Source organism: Streptomyces sp. NPDC052910, from assembly GCF_055585605.1.
In genome coordinates this window covers 941,818-959,520 of record NZ_JBVJJR010000003.1, presented here as the reverse complement: position 1 = coordinate 959,520, position 17,703 = coordinate 941,818, and the positions used below count along the sequence as shown (strand labels likewise).

At 69.6% G+C, this 17,703-nt stretch carries 16 protein-coding genes and 1 CRISPR repeat array; of the genes, 10 read left to right on the top strand and 6 right to left on the bottom strand.

What is annotated here, in order from left to right; all coding sequences use genetic code 11:
- Positions 1–392 precede the first annotated feature (392 nt).
- A CRISPR array of direct repeats spans positions 393–724; the repeat unit is 29 nt; unit sequence GGGACCACCCCCGCGCGTGCGGGGACCAC.
- 234 nt (positions 725–958) lie between these two features.
- From ACZ6X9_RS15265 to ACZ6X9_RS15255, 3 genes are all read left to right on the top strand, one after another.
- Entirely contained in the window at positions 959–2,236 is a 1,278-nt protein-coding gene (locus ACZ6X9_RS15265) for an MFS transporter (RefSeq protein WP_469778446.1), read from the top strand.
- 76 nt (positions 2,237–2,312) lie between these two features.
- Positions 2,313–3,113, top strand: coding sequence for an alpha/beta fold hydrolase (locus tag ACZ6X9_RS15260; protein WP_469778445.1), 801 nt, complete (start codon positions 2,313–2,315; stop codon positions 3,111–3,113).
- A gap of 551 nt (positions 3,114–3,664) precedes the next feature.
- Positions 3,665–3,868 (top strand): hypothetical protein, encoded by a 204-nt coding sequence (locus ACZ6X9_RS15255; protein WP_469778444.1) that lies wholly within the window; start codon positions 3,665–3,667, stop codon positions 3,866–3,868.
- 524 nt (positions 3,869–4,392) lie between these two features.
- Here the strand turns inward: ACZ6X9_RS15255 and ACZ6X9_RS15250 are convergent.
- Together ACZ6X9_RS15250 and ACZ6X9_RS15245 are read right to left on the bottom strand one after the other, a co-directional pair.
- Positions 4,393–4,887 (bottom strand): glycosyltransferase, encoded by a 495-nt coding sequence (locus ACZ6X9_RS15250; RefSeq protein ID WP_469778443.1) that lies wholly within the window; start codon positions 4,885–4,887, stop codon positions 4,393–4,395.
- A 488-nt stretch (positions 4,888–5,375) separates the two neighbouring features.
- A complete protein-coding gene (locus ACZ6X9_RS15245; protein WP_469778661.1) occupies positions 5,376–5,708 on the bottom strand; it encodes a hypothetical protein in 333 nt (110 codons plus the stop codon).
- A gap of 437 nt (positions 5,709–6,145) precedes the next feature.
- Between ACZ6X9_RS15245 and ACZ6X9_RS15240 the strand changes: the two genes are divergently transcribed.
- Positions 6,146–6,505: a hydrophobin family protein gene (locus tag ACZ6X9_RS15240; RefSeq protein WP_469778442.1), complete on the top strand. Its 360-nt coding sequence runs from the start codon at positions 6,146–6,148 to the stop codon at positions 6,503–6,505.
- Between the two features lie 85 nt (positions 6,506–6,590).
- Here the strand turns inward: ACZ6X9_RS15240 and ACZ6X9_RS15235 are convergent, their stop codons facing one another.
- From ACZ6X9_RS15235 to ACZ6X9_RS15220, 4 genes are all read right to left on the bottom strand, one after another.
- Positions 6,591–7,169, bottom strand: a complete 579-nt coding sequence (locus tag ACZ6X9_RS15235) for a GNAT family N-acetyltransferase (protein WP_469778441.1) — start codon at positions 7,167–7,169, stop codon at positions 6,591–6,593.
- A 108-nt stretch (positions 7,170–7,277) separates the two neighbouring features.
- Positions 7,278–7,889: a DUF1707 SHOCT-like domain-containing protein gene (locus tag ACZ6X9_RS15230; protein ID WP_469778440.1), complete on the bottom strand. Its 612-nt coding sequence runs from the start codon at positions 7,887–7,889 to the stop codon at positions 7,278–7,280.
- A 219-nt stretch (positions 7,890–8,108) separates the two neighbouring features.
- Positions 8,109–8,783, bottom strand: a complete 675-nt coding sequence (locus ACZ6X9_RS15225) for a hypothetical protein (protein ID WP_469778439.1) — start codon at positions 8,781–8,783, stop codon at positions 8,109–8,111.
- 39 nt (positions 8,784–8,822) lie between these two features.
- Complete coding sequence (locus ACZ6X9_RS15220; protein ID WP_469778438.1) at positions 8,823–10,313, bottom strand: peptidoglycan DD-metalloendopeptidase family protein; 1,491 nt, start codon at positions 10,311–10,313, stop codon at positions 8,823–8,825.
- A 629-nt stretch (positions 10,314–10,942) separates the two neighbouring features.
- Between ACZ6X9_RS15220 and ACZ6X9_RS15215 the strand changes: the two genes are divergently transcribed.
- The 6 genes from ACZ6X9_RS15215 to ACZ6X9_RS15190 all read left to right on the top strand — a co-directional run bounded on the left by ACZ6X9_RS15215 (position 10,943) and on the right by ACZ6X9_RS15190 (position 17,661).
- Complete coding sequence (locus ACZ6X9_RS15215) at positions 10,943–11,551, top strand: hypothetical protein (RefSeq protein WP_469778437.1); 609 nt, start codon at positions 10,943–10,945, stop codon at positions 11,549–11,551.
- On the top strand, positions 11,548–11,856 hold the full coding sequence (locus ACZ6X9_RS15210) for a hypothetical protein (RefSeq protein ID WP_469778436.1): 309 nt from the start codon (positions 11,548–11,550) through the stop codon (positions 11,854–11,856). The genes ACZ6X9_RS15215 and ACZ6X9_RS15210 overlap by 4 nt, the downstream gene beginning before the upstream one ends.
- A gap of 262 nt (positions 11,857–12,118) precedes the next feature.
- Complete coding sequence (locus ACZ6X9_RS15205; protein ID WP_469778435.1) at positions 12,119–12,637, top strand: hypothetical protein; 519 nt, start codon at positions 12,119–12,121, stop codon at positions 12,635–12,637.
- Complete coding sequence (locus ACZ6X9_RS15200) at positions 12,630–14,594, top strand: hypothetical protein (RefSeq protein ID WP_469778434.1); 1,965 nt, start codon at positions 12,630–12,632, stop codon at positions 14,592–14,594. Before ACZ6X9_RS15205 ends, ACZ6X9_RS15200 begins: the two co-directional genes overlap by 8 nt.
- Positions 14,594–16,114, top strand: coding sequence for an SCO6880 family protein (locus ACZ6X9_RS15195; protein WP_469778433.1), 1,521 nt, complete (start codon positions 14,594–14,596; stop codon positions 16,112–16,114). Before ACZ6X9_RS15200 ends, ACZ6X9_RS15195 begins: the two co-directional genes overlap by 1 nt.
- Entirely contained in the window at positions 16,114–17,661 is a 1,548-nt protein-coding gene (locus ACZ6X9_RS15190; protein ID WP_469778432.1) for a type VI secretion protein, read from the top strand. Before ACZ6X9_RS15195 ends, ACZ6X9_RS15190 begins: the two co-directional genes overlap by 1 nt.
- Positions 17,662–17,703 lie beyond the last annotated feature (42 nt).

Here is a 17,703-nt window from a genome sequence, read left to right as displayed (position 1 = left end):
CCCGGTGACCGGCCTCAAGGGCGCGTCCAACTCGACGACCCAAGCCGCCACTTCCGGCACCCTCAGCACAACCTGACGCGGCTCTGAAGTAACCGCCTCCGGCCCCGCCGACGGCCGACCACAGCGCCGCTGCTCGCCCGCGCGGGAACGCGAGGGGCGGGCGGCGGCGCTGGTGTCACCCAGCTCAGCGATGGCTGACGGCCACCGGCGAGCTGCTTGGCGGGCCTAGAGGAGCCGCCGGGGCCGCCTGGGTGGGGCGCTGGCAGCCGCGCGGTTGGACCCACAAGCCTGAACGGACGGGCATCCGCCCCTTTGAGCCTTCGGCTGCCCGTCATCTGCGTCGCCCTCAAGGGCGAGGGGGAACCGCGGGCATGTGGGCCGCCTCAAACACCCGGACTGCCCCCGCGCGTGCGGGGACTACGAGGCCGCGTTTCTCGTGGCCGGCCGCAACGCGGGACCACCCCCGCGCGTGCGGGGACCACGGGCTGCTGGAGGCGGACGGCGGGTCGGCGGGGACCACCCCCGCGCGTGCGGGGACCACCGCCCCTTCACGAACGCCAGACCGCCGTACACCGGACCACCCCCGCGCGTGCGGGGACCACCAGTCCCGCCCAGGTGTACGTCGACCACCGCGGGGACCACCCCCGCGCGTGCGGGGACCACCACCAGCCACCGGCTTCCGGAGCGTGCACCCAGGGACCACCCCCGCGCGTGCGGGGACCACAGGGCGCCACCTGGTCTTTTAACCCGCCCAAGCCAGGTTTTTACTCACTTGCCGAGCATCCGGCGAAACCGGCATACAGCACACTCCATACGTCATGGTGACGTGGGATCCCACCCCCCCAGCCGAGGCGAGCCGACGGCCGCCTTCAAGCCTCCGCCCCCCGCCACGCCATCACTCACCAACGTCCCCCCCACGCTTGACTCTCACACCGATGTCAGACCTTAGCGTCGCCGCATGGCCCCAAGCACTCCCACTTCACCGGGAACGGCCGACCCCTCGGCACCACCCATAACGCGGAAACTCCCGTCCTCGACCCCCACCCCGACCACCACTCGCCACCTCCGCGACCACCCGGCAACAACCCTCGCAGTCCTCACCGCCTGCGTCTTTTTGGTCGGGACCGGCGAATGGGTCATGGTCGGGCTCCTCCCCACGCTGGCGGCCGACCTGAACCGGCCGCTTCCGGCCGTAGGGCGGCTCGTCACCTGGTACGCGCTGGTGGTCACCGTGGCGGGGCCGGTCGTGACCGTCGCCGTGTTGCCGCTGAGGCGGCGGCGGGCGTTGCTCGGGCTGCTCGGGGTGTTCGCCGTCGGGAACGCGGGCGCGGCGCTGGCCGGTGGTGCCGGGACGCTCGCCGTGGCGCGGGTGGTCACGGCGCTCACGCACAGCACGTCCTTCGCGACCGCCTTGGTCATCGCCGTTTCGGCCGCTCCGGCCGCGTACCGCGGCCGGGCGATCGCCGTCGTAGCCGCCGGCTGGAACCTCGCCACGGTCCTCGGCGCCCCGCTCGGTACCTGGATCGGCGGCCGGTACGGCTGGCGGGTGACGTTCTGGGGCATCACCGCCCTGAGCGTGCTCGCGCTGGTCGCGGTGGCCGTCGTCGTCCGGCCGGCCGAGCCGCGGACACGGCCCGCGCCCCGCACGGAAATACGCGCGCTCGTCGGGCGCGACGCGGCCCGCGTCCTCGCGGTGACCGTCCTCGCCCAAGCCGGCCTCTTCACCGTCCACACATACGTCGCCCCGCTCCTCGGCGACGTGAGCGGCTTCTCCGCGAACGCGGTCACCCTCCTCCTCGCCGCCTTCGGCGCCGGCGCGCTGCTCGGCAACGTCCTGGGCGGCCGGCTCGCCGACCGCACCCCCCAACGCGCCCTGCCCGCCGCGCTCCTGACGCTCGCCGCCGTGCTCGCCACGTTCGCCGTCGCCAGTCACGCGCGCTGGAGCGCCGCCCTCACCGTCGTCGCCCTCGGCCTGGCCTCCGCCACCCTCATCCCGCTGCTCCAGGAACGCGCCCTCGCCGCCGCCCCCGGAGCGCCCACTCTGATCACCGCCGTTACCGCGTCCGCCTTCAACCTCGGTACGGCCGGCGGCTCCGCCCTTGGCGGCCAGGCGCTCGGTTCCGGGTTCGCCCTCGACGATCTCGCCTGGCTGGGTGGCCTCGTCGTCACGGCCGCCGCCGCGCTCGCCGTGAGCCGGCGAGGACGCCCCTCACCCCGGGGCCGCTCCCTCACCTGACCGGCAGCCGGAACGCGCCGCACCCCGGGCCTGCTCCGTCCACCTTCCCCCTCTCTCCACACAGAAAGCAGGAATCATGTCTTCCACCCCCTTCCCCCTCCCCACCCCCACCTTCGACCGCACCGTGCAGGGCAGCGGCCCCGGCCTGCTCCTCGCCCACGGCGCCGGCGGCGGCATACAGGCCAACTTCGGCCCGATCATGGACGGTCTCGCCGAACGCTTCACCGTCGTCGGCCCGGACTTCCCGGGTACGGGCCGCACCCCGCGCTCCGGCGCGCCCCTCACCCTGGACGGACTGGCCGACGAGCTCGTCGCCGCCGCCGTCGCGGAGGGCCGGGAGACGTTCGCCGTCACGGGCTACTCGTTGGGCGCCGCCGTGGCCGTCCGCGTCGCCACCCGGCATCCGGAACGGGTCACCGCCCTCGTCCTCACCGCCGGTTTCGCCCGGCCCAACCCGCGTTTCACGCTCGCCGTACGGCTCTGGCGCGACGTCCTCCGGGCCGACGACCCGGCCGGTCTCACCGCCTTCGGCGCCCTGCTCGGCTTCGCGAATCCCACGGCGGACGAGCTCTCCCAGGACGACGTCGACGCCATGCTGGCCGCCGGCCGGGACTCCGTCCCGCCGGGCACCCCCGACCACCTCGACCTCGCCGAAGCCGTCGATGTCCACGCCGAACTCCCGCGCATCACCGTGCCCACTCTGGTCATCTCCACGACTCTGGACAACCTGGTCACGCCCTATCACCACCGCGAACTCGCCGACGGCATCCCCGGCGCACGCTTCGCCGAACTCCCCACCGGCCACCTGCCGTTCGCCGAGCGCCCGAAGGAGTGGCTGGACCTCATGCGCGGCTTCCTCGACGAGGTGGCCCACTGACGAGGTTTACTCGCTCCCGCCATCCCCCCGCCACCGCAGGTCGGCCCACCGTCGCCACCAGGCGCGGGAAGGCGGCCGGCGCCGGGCTGGGGGGCTGGCCCGTGACTCCGGTGATGTGACGGGAAAAGTGGCACACCAATGTCCGAAATCAACGCCGCCACACGGGCGTTCAGCGGCCGTCCCGAGCTCTGCCCGGCAGCCCCGGCGGTGGCTCCGAGACGCGTTTCACGTCACCTCGCGGCAGGGATACCGAGCCGCCGCAGGCATGAGTCGCCGCCATGGAACGGCAACACCCGCCGGGAAAAGTCGACCTGCCGTCGCCGTGGAGAACGGCGGTTCACCGCATACGCCGGCATCGGCCCGGCGGGAGTCGGGGCCGACGTGGTCTGCGACGGCAACGGAGACGCTGCGAAGAGACGGTTGCCGGGACGCGCACGTCCGTTCAGTCGCGCGCGCATTCCTTGGACGGGCCCAGTAGAAAAGCGCCCCGACCTCGAAGGCCGGCCGTATCGCAACTTGTCTCCGGCGAAGCCGTCCGGCACCGTGTTCGCGTGAAGGACAATGGAGAAGGCGGCGCACTGTCCATCAGCACAGGGCTTGTCGCAGGCATGCTGATCGGCATTCCAGTGGGGCTCGAGCTCGGAATGGTTGTTTTCCACAATGTGGCGTTGGGACTGGAGCTCGGCAGTGGCGTAGGCGGAGTCCTTGGCGTCGCCTTCCGCACGTCGCTGCGCTCGCTGCGCCGGTCCCGATAAGGACTCCGCTTGGCTGCTCGGCTTGACCTGCAGTCTCCGCCGTCGAACGGTATTCGGTTGCTCACCTGGGCACTCGCCGGATGCTGAGACGTCCTCCGCCTGATGCGCTGAACGAAACGAAGCAAGGCTGGCACTCTGACATGGGGCAGAGCCCACCCGTGGCTGCCCCGCCGGACCGCTTGGCAGGCTCACGATGGTGAACTCCATTCGACTCGGCTTGTGTTGGCTTGACGGGAAGCCGCTGCCTTATCGGAAGGCCGGGCGGTTCCGGGCGGTGTGGTGGTGATCGTCCAAGGCTGTCACCGACGCCACGGATGTCGAGCAGGCCCGACAAGCTTCCCTAACCTGGCCTTTCGGAGCCCCCGCCGGCACGTTCCCTGGCCGGCCAGAGCACAGAAACCCGCCGGGCCGGCCCTGGACGGTCCCCGGCACCGGATATGAACATCGGGTACCTGTTACGAGGTGGGCAATACGACCCGCGAGGATGACCAAGGCCCTACCGGAAGCCGGTGAGTGCCCGCCCTTCAGGCGCGGATGGCCAAAGCCAGTACGCCATTGCTCCCTCCCCCCACACCCGTCAGCAGCCGTTCCGCCGCCCGGTGAGCCCCGTCCGTACGGATCAGCGCGGCGACGGCCCGGGCACGTGCGGCGACGTCCGGGCGCATGGTGGACCCAAGGGCCTCGGTCAGGGAGCGGACGGTGGGGGTGACGGGCGGGTGCGCGGTGCCGACGCCGAGTTCGTGGACGCGGCGAGCCCGGTAGTGCTGGTCGTACATCTGCGGGACGACGACCTGGGTTACGCCGGCCAGCGCGGCGGCCGTGGTCGTCCCGGCGCCGCCGTGGTGGACGACGGCCGCGACCCGGGGGAAGAGGGCCCGTTGGCTGACGTCGCCGATGGCGAGGCAGTCAGGGGCGCCGTCCGGGAGGGACAGACCGGCCCAGCCCCGGCAGACGATCGCCCGTCGGCCGGCCGCGCGGGCGGCGCCGATCAATCGCGGCGAGGAAGCCGGGGGTGGCATGGATACTGCCGAAGCCGAAGTAGGCGGGGGCGCCGGACGCGAGGAAGTCCTCGAGGTCGGGGGAGAGCGGGGCGTCATCGGGGAGCAGCTAGGCGCCCGGCTGCCACACCGCACTCTGCTGCAACATCGTCCCCGGCCACCACATCTCGTCCCCCGCGCCGCCTCCCTTCCCACAAGAACCCTGGCCACCGAGCTTTTCACCGGGCTCCTTCCCACCAAGCTCTTCCCCACCGGACTTCTCCCCGCCCGGCCACGGGCCCAGGACCGGGTCCGCGGCGAGCCAGGGCGCCGTGCCGGGCCTGTGACCGCGTACGTCGGCCACCGGAGGCAGACCGGCCTCCCTCCGGCAGGCGTTGAGGATGCCGCGGAAGGTGGCGTTCACGTGGTCGGCGTCCTCAGCCCAGAGAGCGCGGCGGTCGGCTGGCCCCGGAGCGAGCGGCCGGCCGCTCAAGGCCAGTGGGGCGGAGCGTGATGCGCGGAAGGGAGGACTAACGGGCAGTACGAGACGTGGACGTACCGGACACCGGTCGCTTCCGCCACCGAAGGGGCGGTGATCTGCAACCCCCCGCCCGCCACGACGACGTCACAGCCCCGGAGCGCCCCCGGCAGCATGGTGAACTGGTTGACGACCGTGCCCCGGCCGGCGTCCGCAACCGCTCGGGCGAGGGACGAAAGCCGCCCCCGGCGGCGGTCCCGTGCAGCGGGGGAGCGATGAGCACCACGAGGAACCCCAGCTCCTCCACCCACTCCCCGAGACCCGGCGGCACGCACAGGCGCGCCTCCGCGCCGAGTGCCCGGAGTGCGGTGGCCGGCGCCACCATCGGCTGTACCTCACCCCGCGTCCCGATGGCCGACAGCAGCACACGCATCGCGACACCCCCCACCGAGGACCGCTCCGGCCGCCCGACACGGCCGGTATGCCCCGATTCTCAGGCCCGATGCCGGTCTTGCGGCAACTCCCCCTCCCGGCTCTGCGGTGAAAACGCGGGGAGGTGAGGCGGACCTGGCTCATCCGGAATATCCCGAGATGCCCCGGGATATCCCGAGGTGCCTGGAGGTGCCTGGAGGTGCCCGGAAGTGCCTGCCGCGCCCCGCCGCCCTCAAAGTCCCCAGTGGCCCGGCGTCCCCGGGGTGTACCCCATCGAGTGGTTCCCGGGCCTGAGCGGGTTGTTTCGGCAGCGCCGGAGCAACGGATGATCGAGGAACGCGCCGGCGTCCTCCTGCCGCCGTCCGCCCACCCCCCCGAAGGATGCCCGTGATGAAGACGATCGCCCGCCGCCTCGCAGGACTCTCGGCCACCATCGCTCTCGCACTGCTCCTGACCCCGCCGACGGCCGAAGCGGCAACGCACACCCCAGGCGTCCTGGCCGCCCCGACCGCCCCGGCCGGCTCCACGACGCCCATGAGCTGTCGGAGCGTCGGCGCCGCGCGGGACGCCGACGTGGCCGCCGTCCTCAAGCCCCTCGGCGTCGTCCTGCGCAACCCGGACACCCCGGTCGGCCTCTCCTGTACCCCCGCCCGCAATGGGGACCCCGACGTCAACTTCTGCGCGGGCAAGGACCCGTTTCACGGCATCGCCGTCATCGGCCGCCGCCCCACCGGTCACAGGTGCCCGTAAATCCCATCGGCGGATGAGCGGACGGGTGAACGGGCGGAAGGGCGGACGGATGGGGGATGGGTGACACCCCACCCGGGCCCGGCGCTCAGCCGGAGACCTGCTCATCCGCCGCCGGCTCAAGCGACGCCTGCCCGGGCTCGCCCCCCGACGTCTCCCCGCGGAGCATGCTGTACAGCGCCACGTCCCGCCATGCCCCGCCCCGGAAGGCGAAGCCGCGCATCACCCCTTCCAAGGTGAAGCCCACCTTCTCCAGCGCGCGCCGCTCGGCGACGTTGTCCACCTCGGTCTCCGCCGCGATGCGGTGCACGGTGGTGTGCGCGAACAGGTAGTCGACCAGTAGCCGTTGGGCCCGCGTGCCGACACCTCGGCCGCGGGCTTCCGGGAGGAGCTGGACGCCGATGAGCCAGGAGAAGGACGTACGCCAGTTGACGACCTTCCGCCAGCCGACGAAGCCGAGCCGGTCGCCGTCGCCCGTGACCACCATCAGTTGGCCGCCGTCGTCGGAGAGCATCCCGTTCTCCTCCCAACGCCGACGCCACGTACGGGAATCGATCCAGCCGGTCCACTGGAAGGGGCCGACGGTTTCGGGGCAGGTCAGGAAGCGTTCCAGAACGGGGAGGTCGCCGGCCTGGACGGGGCGCAACCGGATCATGTGATCACTCATCCGGGCACCGTAGCCACGGACGCCTCAACTCCCGGTAAGCCCTCGTGTCCGCCCTCACCCCCCCGCACCCGCCCTCACCCCCGCAACTTCCACATCCCCTAACCGCGCTCATTCCCCCCGCGCGAGCTCCGCGCGACGCCGCTTCGTCCGCCGCAGTTCCCGCCGCTTGGGGTGGCGGACGACGACGCCCGCCAGGCCGGGGGTTCCGCTGAGCCGGACCAGCGGGGCGCCGGGCAGCCGGGCGGCGCCGGCGGCGGTCTTGTCCCTGACCCCGGCCTCCATGCCGTCGGTGTTCACACCCCACCCCTCGGGCACGACGAGTACGACGCCGCCCATACCGCCGTTCACCTCCACGGCGACCTCCGGGAACCGGCACTCGGCCGCCGTGAAGTCCAGGACGACGCCGCCCATGCCACCATGGGCGACGATCCGCGCGGGCACCTGCCAGACTCCCTCGCGCTTCGCGCCGTGCAGGCCACCCTTGAGCGTCAGCGGACTGCCCGGGTCCGCGCCCGCCGGCCGCGGCAGATCCGCGGTGAGCGCGGCCAGCTCACCATGCGTCCGGGCCCTCAGTGCCCGCTCCACTCTCTGCTCCAACTCCACCAAGTCCAACCGTCCCTCGGCCGCCGCCTCCTTCAACCACTCCACCACCGCGTCCCGCTCGGTGTGGGAGGCGCGCACGTCCCCTTCAGCGCCGGGGACTGGCAGTCGCTCACTCATTCGCCCATGCTAGGGCCGGGCTTGCGGCGTCGAGGAGGGGCATGCAGACGGCTTGGGCACCATCTCTCGACTGCGAAGGTAAGCCCGGGTGAGCGCCCTACCTGGCCTGCTGGGCTTGACCTTTGTGGCACTGCGGCTTGACGTACCTGACCTGCCCGCGGCACCCAACCTGCCGAGTCTTGGCTGCAGGGCTTTCTCCCAGGGCCTCGACCGACCTGATCAGGAACCGGCCGCCGGCTGCGTATCGTCGAGCGCTGTCCGGACCATTCGGTAGGGTTCGCTGTTTTCTCCGGCCACGGCGGCGAGCAGCACCAAAAGCTCCGCCCCTACGGCCCGTCGAGTTTCCGGATCTGAGATGTCCCGCCAATGCTGGACCGCCCGATGCGCGGAGGCTCGAGTCAACGAATCCTCGACTCCTCGGGTGTGGGCTTGAATACCGGCGGTGTGTAGGTACCAACGTGAGGCGACCTCGGACCTTCCCAACAAGTGCGCTATCCACCCCCGCAGTTCGCGAATTTGAATCGTGTGCGAGTGCCTGTCGCCGTAGATAGCGGTGAACTCCTCGTCGATCCGTTCCGCCTCGTCACTCGCCGCGTGTAGACGGGGTACGTCCTTCGGGTCGGTGAAGGTCGCGGCGATGGCCGCGATGCGTTCGCGGTAGCTCTCGGGTGGGGGAGGCGGTGCCACCTCGTGGCTGCTGCCGATGGTCTTTGTCTGCTGTCGGTGGGTGCGTTCGATATCGACGGCCGCAGCCGGATTCGAGCGGGGCGCCTGTCGGGCCGGGAGAAGAGTGCCCCCCTGCCCGGCCGCTTGGGGCTGCTCCGACGGCCCGCCCTGCCAGAACTCGTGGGTTGTGGTCCCCCAGGGCCGAAAGAGCAGATCTTCGTCGTTCACGGTTTCCTCATAGGGTCGTTTTCTCGTCGACTGCCGGCGTTAGATGTCGATGCCCTTGCGCCGCATGTAGGCCACGGGGTCGACGTCGCTGCCGTATGCGGGGCCTGTGCGAACCTCCATGTGGAGGTGGGGCCCGCTGACGTTTCCGGTGGCGCCTGAGATGCCGATCTTCTGGCCGCCTTGGATGGTCTGGCCGGTGGACACTTCGACCTGGGTCATATGGGCGTACTGGCTGTACATGCCGTCGTCATGCTTGATGATGACTTGGTTGCCGTACGCACCGCCCGGACCGGCGGCGACAACCGTGCCCGGGCCGATGGCGTTGATGGGCGTGCCCGAAGGAACGACGAAGTCGACACCCGTGTGGTAACCGCTGGACCACATACTGCCCGCCTGGTGGTACGGGGTTCCGATGGAGCCGTGCACGGGCCGCTGCCAGTTGCCGGGGGCGGTGTCGGCCTCCACGACGCGGACCACCTTGCTGATGCGGGTGATCGGGGTAGTGGAATGACGCCAACTGTCGTAGGAGACCACGCGGATCTGAGCGCCGGTGTGAGGCGCTTCCACGACTTTCCCGTCTCCGATGTACATCCCGACGTGACCCGGCAAAGCGTCCGACCCGTCATACCCCGGGTTGAAGACCAGGTCTCCCGGCGCCGGGTGGTCGATGTCGACCTGGTGACCGATCTTGACCTGATCCCACGTGGTGCGTGGAATGTCGACGCCTGCCGACTTGTAAGCCTGCTGCATCAGCGACGAACAGTCGCACCGCTTGGCCGAGTTGCTGCCCAGTGGGTCGGTGCAGTCCCCGCCGAGCTGATACCAGCCACCGCGCTGCTTCATGGCCCACTCGACCGCCTGGCGCGCCTTCTGTGCGGGATTTTCGCTCGTCCCTACCGAGCCGGCGAAGCGTGAGGCGTTAGCCATGATGTCCCTGACGTAGTCGTACGTTTGGCCGCCGGCGAACGAGGGGCCAGGCACACCCTTGTGGTTGTGTACGGCTCCTGGCCCCGCGTTGTACCCGGCCAGCGCCAGTTCTATAGGGCTGCCTTTGTAGTCAGGGTACTTTTTGAATTCCTTGAGGAGCCGGCACATCATTCTGCCTTGAGCGGGGATGGCATCCGCAGGATTCCACACATCCTTCTTCCCGTCACCATCCCCGTCCACACCCTCGGTTTCCCACGTACTGTCGATGAACTGGGCGATTCCTTTCGCAAGAGGATTTCCGTCGCCGTCTTTGGATTCAGCATCCGATTGAAAGTTGCTCTCTGCCGAGAGTTGGGCGGCGAGAATGGAGGCGGGGAGTCCGGCATCACATGCGCTCGCAGCTTTCACGATGAGAGGGGCGTATTCAGGAGGGACGGCACCTTTTCCCACCTTCAAGGTGTTGGAGGCGAGGTTGTAATCCCCCTCTTGTTTCTTGTCGTCATCAAGGAAAGTTGCGACGAAAAACAAAAGACCAAGGCCAATGGCAAGCGGGCTGACGACCAGAAATGCTATCCCGGATATCAGAACCTTCTTGAGATTCAAGCTCCCCCCTCGTCATTTATTGCGTGAAGATTCCATTCCCCGGAGAATCGTCTGCCGCAAAGCTCTGGCCAAGGATGGTAGGCCTGAAGCCTCATCGTCAATCACTCCAGTACCGTGAGTAGCGATGAACAACCGCATACCAGAATTAAGGCGCCTAGCGCCCATAAGCCCCATAAAGGGCATGGATGGACTAAAAGGTGTAGATGCTGACGGCAGGTGACCGTTCGTGCCGTGTGCGTGCACCAAAGAACTTGGCCACACCAAGGGCACCTGCTAGAAATGCCTCTCGACGTTTGACCGAAAAATGCGGCGGCAATGCCGGGGGAGCTTTGGGTAGGAAAACGACTCTCGTTCCGTTGCCGGCGCATACCCGTCTGGCATTACCCGTAATGTCGGCGGTCGGCGGTAACGGCCGGTCCACGGTGGCCGGGCTCTTGGCCTGTGCACTGGCCGCGGCGGGCAGCTCTGCCGTGCTTGATACCGTCCCGCGGTTGTCCTCGCCGTGGCCGACGTGGGCCTCCGCCCCCGGCGGGGGTCTGCCGGCTCTGCCTCCGGGCCTGCCCCTTTCGCGCCGTCAGGTGCTGGAAGCCGCCTCGCGCTGTCATGGTCCTGCCGGGGACTGGCAGGTGTTGACCGACCATCAGGACTGGAGCTGTCCGCCGCTGTCGTTGCCCACCGACCCTGCGGCCTGGTATCAGCTCGCGGCCATCGGCGGTTGGCAGACGGTCGTGGCCGACACCGGGCACGCCGTGGCCCACGACATCGTGACCGCCCGGTGCGAAGGCCGGTCGGGGACGACAGCGGCCTGGTGCGGGCTGCCATTCGCTGTTCCCGTGCTGTGCGCGGCGGCCAACGGCGACGGCGTCCAGGCGCTCCAGACCGCCGTCCAGGCCGCCACCGCCGAGGGCCTGCCGCTCCAGCGCACGGTCGTCGCCTTGGTCTCACTCGCCGACGGCCGCCTGCCCGCCCCCGTACGCGCGGCCATCACCATGCTCCAAGGCCGGGTGTCGGCCGTCGTCACCGTGCCCTGGGATCCGCAGGTCCACCTGAGCGGTCTGCGCAGGACCGACCGGCTCAAGGCCCGGACTGTCCAGGCCGGCACCGAGCTGGCTCAGCGGGTTCTCGACGCCGCGAAGACGGCCTGGGGTGAACCCTTGCCACCGGCCCCTGTTCCGGCAGCCCTCCCCGCTGCCCGCCCACTTGACCATGTTCCCCCCGCACTCGAAGGAGCGGCATGAGCCAGCTTCTGCACCACGCCGTCACGTACCTCGCTGGCGGTCCGGTTCCGGACTTCGAGCCCACCGTGCCGGACAAGCTGAAGGACCCCACCAGCAAGATCCTCGGCTGGGCCGCCGGTCTGGGTTTGGCCCTGGCGGTGCTCGGCGGGCTGACCGGATGGGGGTGCGTGGCCGTCGGTCACAACAGTGAACGCGCCGGCCTGGCGGCCCGCGGCAAGCAGGCGATCCTGTGGAGCCTCATAGCCGGCCTGGGCATCTCCGTCACCAGCGGCCTGGTGATGATGTTTTACAACATGGGCAAGTGATCGACGCCCGATGGACTACCAAAAGAGCGCCCACAGGGCCCGCATACGCTTGTTGATCATTGGGGTCGCTGTCGTCGCACTCCTTGTCGGCGGCGTTCTGCTGCTGTCTGGCGGAGGGGAGAGCAGCCAGAAAAGCCCTTCGGCTGCCAAGACACCTCCCAGTGCGTCGCCGTCGCCGTCGTCTTCGCGGCTCGCGATAGGCCGCCCGGGGAACGGGACCCCTGCCAAGTCTCGTCACATCAAGATCCCTCGGAGCCAGGGGGTGAAGGACGGCGTCAGTGTCGGTTTCCACCGGGGGCAGGTGGGTGGGGTGATGGCGGCGGTCCGCCATCAGCAGGAGCTGGACCTCCTTGATGACTCGATCGCGCGCCGCCAGATGGAAGCCATCGTGTCGAAGGACTCCAAGGAAAGTGTCGACAAGTACGTCTCCCAAGTCCGTAAGGCACGCGAAGCCGCCGGGCTTCCGCCTTCCGGGGGCACTCCCGCCGGTGTCACCTTCACCACGCAGGTGAAAGCCGCTCGCCTGCGCAGCGTGAGCGACGATGGCGATGTCGTTGAAGTGTGGATGGCGTATGACCAGTATGCCTCGCTACCGGGAAAGGCTACTGACGACAATCCGTTGAAGGGCCAGACGACGCACGTCTTCTACAAGTGGGAAAGCGGCGACTGGAAATTGACCGAAGAGCCGCAGTACGTCAAGAAGACCTCCTATCCGGTGGCTTGGGACCCGGACAGCAGGTACGCGTGGGCAGACGACTGGAGATTGGTCGACGTTGAGTAGGTTCCTGTCGCGCTTTGGCGCGGTTTTCAGCGTGGCCATGATGATGCTGGCCTTTTTGGTCTCCTTCGCGACGGCGGCTGATAAAGGCGTCGGTCCTCAGGATGACTACCCGGAATGGCTGGAGAAGAGGCACGTTCGGATTGGCGTCACCGAGAAGACTCGCGTGTATTGCGATCTCGATGAGGCCGACAGTTGGAACGAGCAGCATCCCGACAAAAAAAGCTCCTGCCATGCGCAAAAGCGCTGCCCAAATGACTTCCCGCGGGACACCATATGTGGCCCAGAAGAGAACCCTGACCCTACCGACAAGGAAAAGGACGAGAAGGAACTCATTGCGCTGAGGCGATGGCGTGGGGATGCACAGAAAAACAACCCGCCGGACAAGTACAAGAAGTACAACGACTTCTTGACCAAATGCGTCGAGAAGGACGGCGAGATATTCGAAAAATGTAAGCTGAAGATGAACGACGAGTTCGCGGAGGCTAAGAATCCGTTCGGCTGGCTGGCCGGGAAAATCTCCGATCTCGCGTTTAAGGCGCTCAAGGAGGTCGCAGCGGTCATCGGTGAGGCCGTGGTGTGGCTGCTGCAACAGTTCGCCTCATTCTTCGATCATGCTTCGAGGGTCGATCTGAAGCAGACGGGAATCAAGGAGCCAACTGAAATCATGATGGGGGTATCCTCCCTCGTCGCAGCTTTCCTGCTCCTCATTCAGTTCGGCAAGGTGGGCATCTCCCAGCAGGGAGGGCCGCTCGCCACGGCGATTACCGGGCTGGCGAAATGGGGCTTCATCACCGCCACCTACTGGCTCTGCACACAGACGGCCCTGAACTGGTGCGACACCTTCAGCACCTCGATGATCGAGATGACGATCCAGGACGGCGGCCAAGACGCGAAAAAGGCCATGGAAGTCCAGTTGGGCGCGATGTTCTCCGGCATGATCGGCGGCACGGGAGCCGCGGCGGGCGGGGGCGCCCTCATGGCCGGCGGCGGCATCGTGGCGCACTCCGTCGGCGCCATCATCGTGCTCGGTATCCTGACGATCCTGGCCATCGGCATGCTGTGGATGGAGATGCTCATTCGCCAGGCGGCCATCATGATCCTGGTCACCATGATGCCGATCGCTCTCGCCGGGCAGATGCAGGACGCGACCAAGGAGTGGTGGCCCAAGGCCCGCAACGCTCTCATCGCGCTGATCCTGATGAAGCCCGTGATCGTCATCTGCTTCTCCATCGGCTTCTCCGCGATGGGTGACAGCACGGGAATTCAGAACATCCTCGTCGGCCTGGTTATCTTCATCCTCTCTGGCTTCGCTTGGCCGGCGATCGCGAAGTTCATCACCTTCACCACCGTGGGAGCCGGCGCGGCCATGGCCTCCGGAATGGTCAGCTCCCTCGGATCCAGCGTGTCGAGCATGTTCGGCGGCAACCAGCCCGCGCTCGCGGGCCCGGGCACCGTCGGCGGTGGCAGCAACTACACCCGTGCCCTGGAGGGCGACAACGCGGCGACCGCCGGCGGAGGCGGGGGAGGCGACTCCGGGTCCGGCAACGGCGGCAACCGGGGTGGTGGTTTCTGGTCGGCGGACGCGGTCAAGGGCCGTCTGAAGGGCACCGGCGGCGGCAGCCTCGGAACCAAGGTCGGCGCCAGTGTGGGGCTCGGCCTCCAGCTCGCCGCGCTCGGCAAGGACACCGTCGAAAGCGGCTTCGGCAGCGCGGCCGCGCACGCCGGCCTCGACCAGGGCGGCCAGGGCGGCGGACGCCACGTCGTCGTGCCCCCGCGCACCGGCGCCGGTGGTGACGGCGAGTCCGCTCCGCCGGCTGCCGGTTCGCCGACGAACGAGAGCGAACCGCCGCAGCCGACCGCCACCGTGCCGACGACGGCGCCCGCGTCACCGCGGCCTGAGTCGACGCCGCCACCGAGTTCTGCCGCGACGCCTCCCGCCCATGGAGGTGGCGCCTGATGTCCGCTCCGGACACGTTCAGCGGGTGGCAGTCCGAGCGCTCCGGTTTCATGGGCAACCTCAGCGGCGTCGGCTTCGCCCTGGTGGCCGGTGCCTGCGTCGTCGCGCTCATCCCGCTCTACCAGCACAGCTGGACCGCCGCCCTCGTCTTCCTCCCCCTCGCCGCACTGCTGCTCGTGCTCGCCTTCGGGCGCGTGCTCGGGCTGAGCGCGGACGAGTGGATCGTCCTCGCAGTAAGGCACCAGATCGCCGTGGCCACCAACCGCAACGTCTTCCTCTCCGGCGTCTTCGCCCCCCGCACCAAGGACGGCGAACAGCCCATGGACCTGCCCGGGGTGCTCGCGCGCCTGCACCTGCTGGAGGCCCCCGACGGCTTGGGCGGCACCCTCGGCGTCATGCACAACCCGGTCGACGGCACCTACACCGCCATCTGCCGCGTGACCTTCCCCGGTCTCGCGCTGGTCGACACCGACCGGCAGAACGCCCGCGTGCGCGCCTGGGGCGCCTTCCTGCGCTCGCAGTGCAAGGAGGGCGGTGCGATCACCCGGATCAGCGTCCACCAGCGCTCCCTGCCCGACGACGGCGCCGCCCTGCGCTCGTGGACGGAGCGCCACACCGCCGCCGAGGCACCGGCCGCCGCCGTCCAAGCCCTCGACGAGCTGATGGAAGGCGCCGGGCCGACCGCGACGATCCGCGAGACCTACCTCGCCCTCACCCTGTCCTCCTCGCGCGCGCGGCTGGCCATCAAGGGCGCCGGCGGCGGGCAGATCGGCGCCGCCGCCGTCCTGGTGCGTGAGATCCACGCGATGCAGGGCTCCCTGTCCAGCGCGGGCCTTCAGATCGTCGAGTGGCTCGGCCCCCGCGGCGTCGCGCAGGCGATCCGCACCGCCTACGACCCAGAGGCCCAACTCGCCCTCGCCGCCCGCAACACCGCCGCCGAGGACCCTGCCTGGTCGGGCGCCGAGCGCGGCGTCGACCCCGAACTCGCCGGGCCCGCCGCCGCCGAGACCGGCTGGGGCCTGTACCGGCACGACGGCGCGTGGACCGTCACCTACCAGGTCCGCGCCTTCCCCCGCAGCGAGGTCTACGCCACCTTCCTCCAGCCCCTGTTGCGCCCGCGGCAGAACGCCCGCCGCTCGCTCTCCCTGGTCTACGAACCGATCGGCCCGGCCAAGGCCCGCCAGGAACTCGCCCGCGAGAAGACCAAGCGCGACACCGCCCGCAAGCTGCGCGCGAAGACCGGCCGGGCGGAGTCCGAAGACGAGCGCCGCGAGGCGATGACCGCCCGCGCCCAGGACATCGCCCGCGCCTCCGGCCACGGCGTCGTCCGCATGACCTGTCTGATCGCCGTCACCGTCACCAGCCTCGACCAGTTGGAGACCGCCTGCGCCGAGCTCCAGGCCGACGCCTCCGACGCCGGACTGGAGATCCGCCGGGTCTGGGGCGCGCAGGACGCCGCCTTCGCCGTCGCCGCCCTCCCGCTCGGCCAGGGCCTGCCGGAGCGAAGGGTGGGCATCTGATGGCGCCGCTGTTCTCCCGAGGGAAGGACGACACCTCCCTCAAGGCCGCCACCATCTCCGACCTCCTCGACGCGCCCGCCGAAACGGCGCCGGCGAAGACCAAGGTCTCCGCCCGCGACCTGCGGCGTTCGCGTCTGCTGGAGGACCCGGCGGCCGCCATGCGCGTGGCCCCCAAACGCGGGTGGTCCGGGCCGTTCGCCGGCCGGGCCGCGTCCCCGGCCAAGGTCGAGGTGGTGCGCGCCGACACCGAGCGGGCCAGCGGCGTCTACCCGTTCCTGCACGCCGCCTCCCTGCCGCCGATCGGCGTCTACATCGGCTGGAACACCCTGACCATGCAGGCGTTCTCCGCCCATCCGGCCGCGTGGGTGCGCGAAGGGCTGTGCACGAACCCCAATGTCATGATCACCGGCATCCCCGGGTCGGGGAAGTCCGCGCACATCAAGGCCCTGTGCTTCCGCCTGATGGCCCTCGGCCACCGGACCCTGATCGCCGGCGACGTCAAGGGCGAGTACCGGGCCCTGTGCGAGCACCTCGGGGTCGAACCCGTCCGCCTCGGCCCCGGCCTGACCGGCCGGCTCAACCCGCTGGACGCCGGCCCCCTCGGCCACGGCCTGGAGAAGATCAGCGGCCCGGAACTGAAGACCCGGCTCCAGGAGATCCACCGCCGCCGCCTCACCCTCCTCAAGGCCCTGCTGGAACTCCAGCTCAAGCGCACCCTCAAGCCGCAGGAAGAGGAGTGCCTGGACATCGCCGTCCGCGAGGTCACCGGCGAACTCCACGGCCAGAGCACCCTCAGCGTGCCCACCCTCCCGCTGGTCTACGAGCGGTTGAAGGACCCCACCGACGCGATGGCCCGCGAACTGCGCGTCCGCGGCGGCGACGTCCAACTCGCCCGCGAACAGATGACCTCCCTGCGCTCCGCCCTCGGCGGCATGATCACCGGCCACCTCGGCGGCCTGTTCGACCAGCAGACCAGCATCGGCCTGGACTGGCAGGCCCCCATCCAGTCCGTGGACATCTCCGCCCTGGAGCAGTACGGGGACGAGACCGTCGCCATGGTCCTCACCTGCGTCTCCTCCTGGGCCCAGAGCGCCATCGACCGCCCCGGCGAACGGCCCTGGATCGTGGTCCGCGACGAGCTGTGGCGGCAGATGCGCTCGGGCGGTGCCGCCATGGTCCGCAAGATCGACGCCGACCTCCGCCTCTCCCGCGCCACCGGCACCATCCAGCTCCTGGCCACCCACCGTCTGTCCGACTTCGAAGCCGTCGGCTCCGCCGGCAGCGAGGCCGTCGCCATCGCCAAGGACCTCATCGCCTCCTGCGAGACCCGCGTCCAGCTCGCCCAGGACACCAAACCGCTCAGCCTGACCCGTGAGGCCATCGGCCTCACCGACGCCGAATGCGACCTCATCGGCTCCTGGGGCGCCGGACAACGCGGCCGCGCCCTGTGGAAGGTCGGCCGCGGTGGCGGCTCCCACGCCGTCCAGCTCATGCTTTCCCACACCGAACGCAAACTCTTCGAGACCGACGAGCGGATGGTGATCTGAGATCGTGTCCCCTCACGGCAGTCCGCGTCCGTCCCGGGCGGA

What these genes read in the sequence shown, in the direction of transcription:
- ACZ6X9_RS15265 (WP_469778446.1), top strand. Translation starts at nt 959, where the DNA reads ATGGCCCCAAGCACTCCCACTTCACCGGGAACGGCCGACCCCTCGGCA.
- ACZ6X9_RS15260 (WP_469778445.1), top strand. Translation starts at nt 2,313, where the DNA reads ATGTCTTCCACCCCCTTCCCCCTCCCCACCCCCACCTTCGACCGCACC.
- ACZ6X9_RS15250 (WP_469778443.1), bottom strand. Translation starts at nt 4,887, where the DNA reads ATGCCACCCCCGGCTTCCTCGCCGCGATTGATCGGCGCCGCCCGCGCG.
- ACZ6X9_RS15245 (WP_469778661.1), bottom strand. Translation starts at nt 5,708, where the DNA reads ATGGTGGCGCCGGCCACCGCACTCCGGGCACTCGGCGCGGAGGCGCGC.
- ACZ6X9_RS15240 (WP_469778442.1), top strand. Translation starts at nt 6,146, where the DNA reads ATGAAGACGATCGCCCGCCGCCTCGCAGGACTCTCGGCCACCATCGCT.
- ACZ6X9_RS15235 (WP_469778441.1), bottom strand. Translation starts at nt 7,169, where the DNA reads ATGAGTGATCACATGATCCGGTTGCGCCCCGTCCAGGCCGGCGACCTC.
- ACZ6X9_RS15230 (WP_469778440.1), bottom strand. Translation starts at nt 7,889, where the DNA reads ATGAGTGAGCGACTGCCAGTCCCCGGCGCTGAAGGGGACGTGCGCGCC.
- ACZ6X9_RS15210 (WP_469778436.1), top strand. Translation starts at nt 11,548, where the DNA reads ATGAGCCAGCTTCTGCACCACGCCGTCACGTACCTCGCTGGCGGTCCG.
- ACZ6X9_RS15195 (WP_469778433.1), top strand. Translation starts at nt 14,594, where the DNA reads ATGTCCGCTCCGGACACGTTCAGCGGGTGGCAGTCCGAGCGCTCCGGT.
- ACZ6X9_RS15190 (WP_469778432.1), top strand. Translation starts at nt 16,114, where the DNA reads ATGGCGCCGCTGTTCTCCCGAGGGAAGGACGACACCTCCCTCAAGGCC.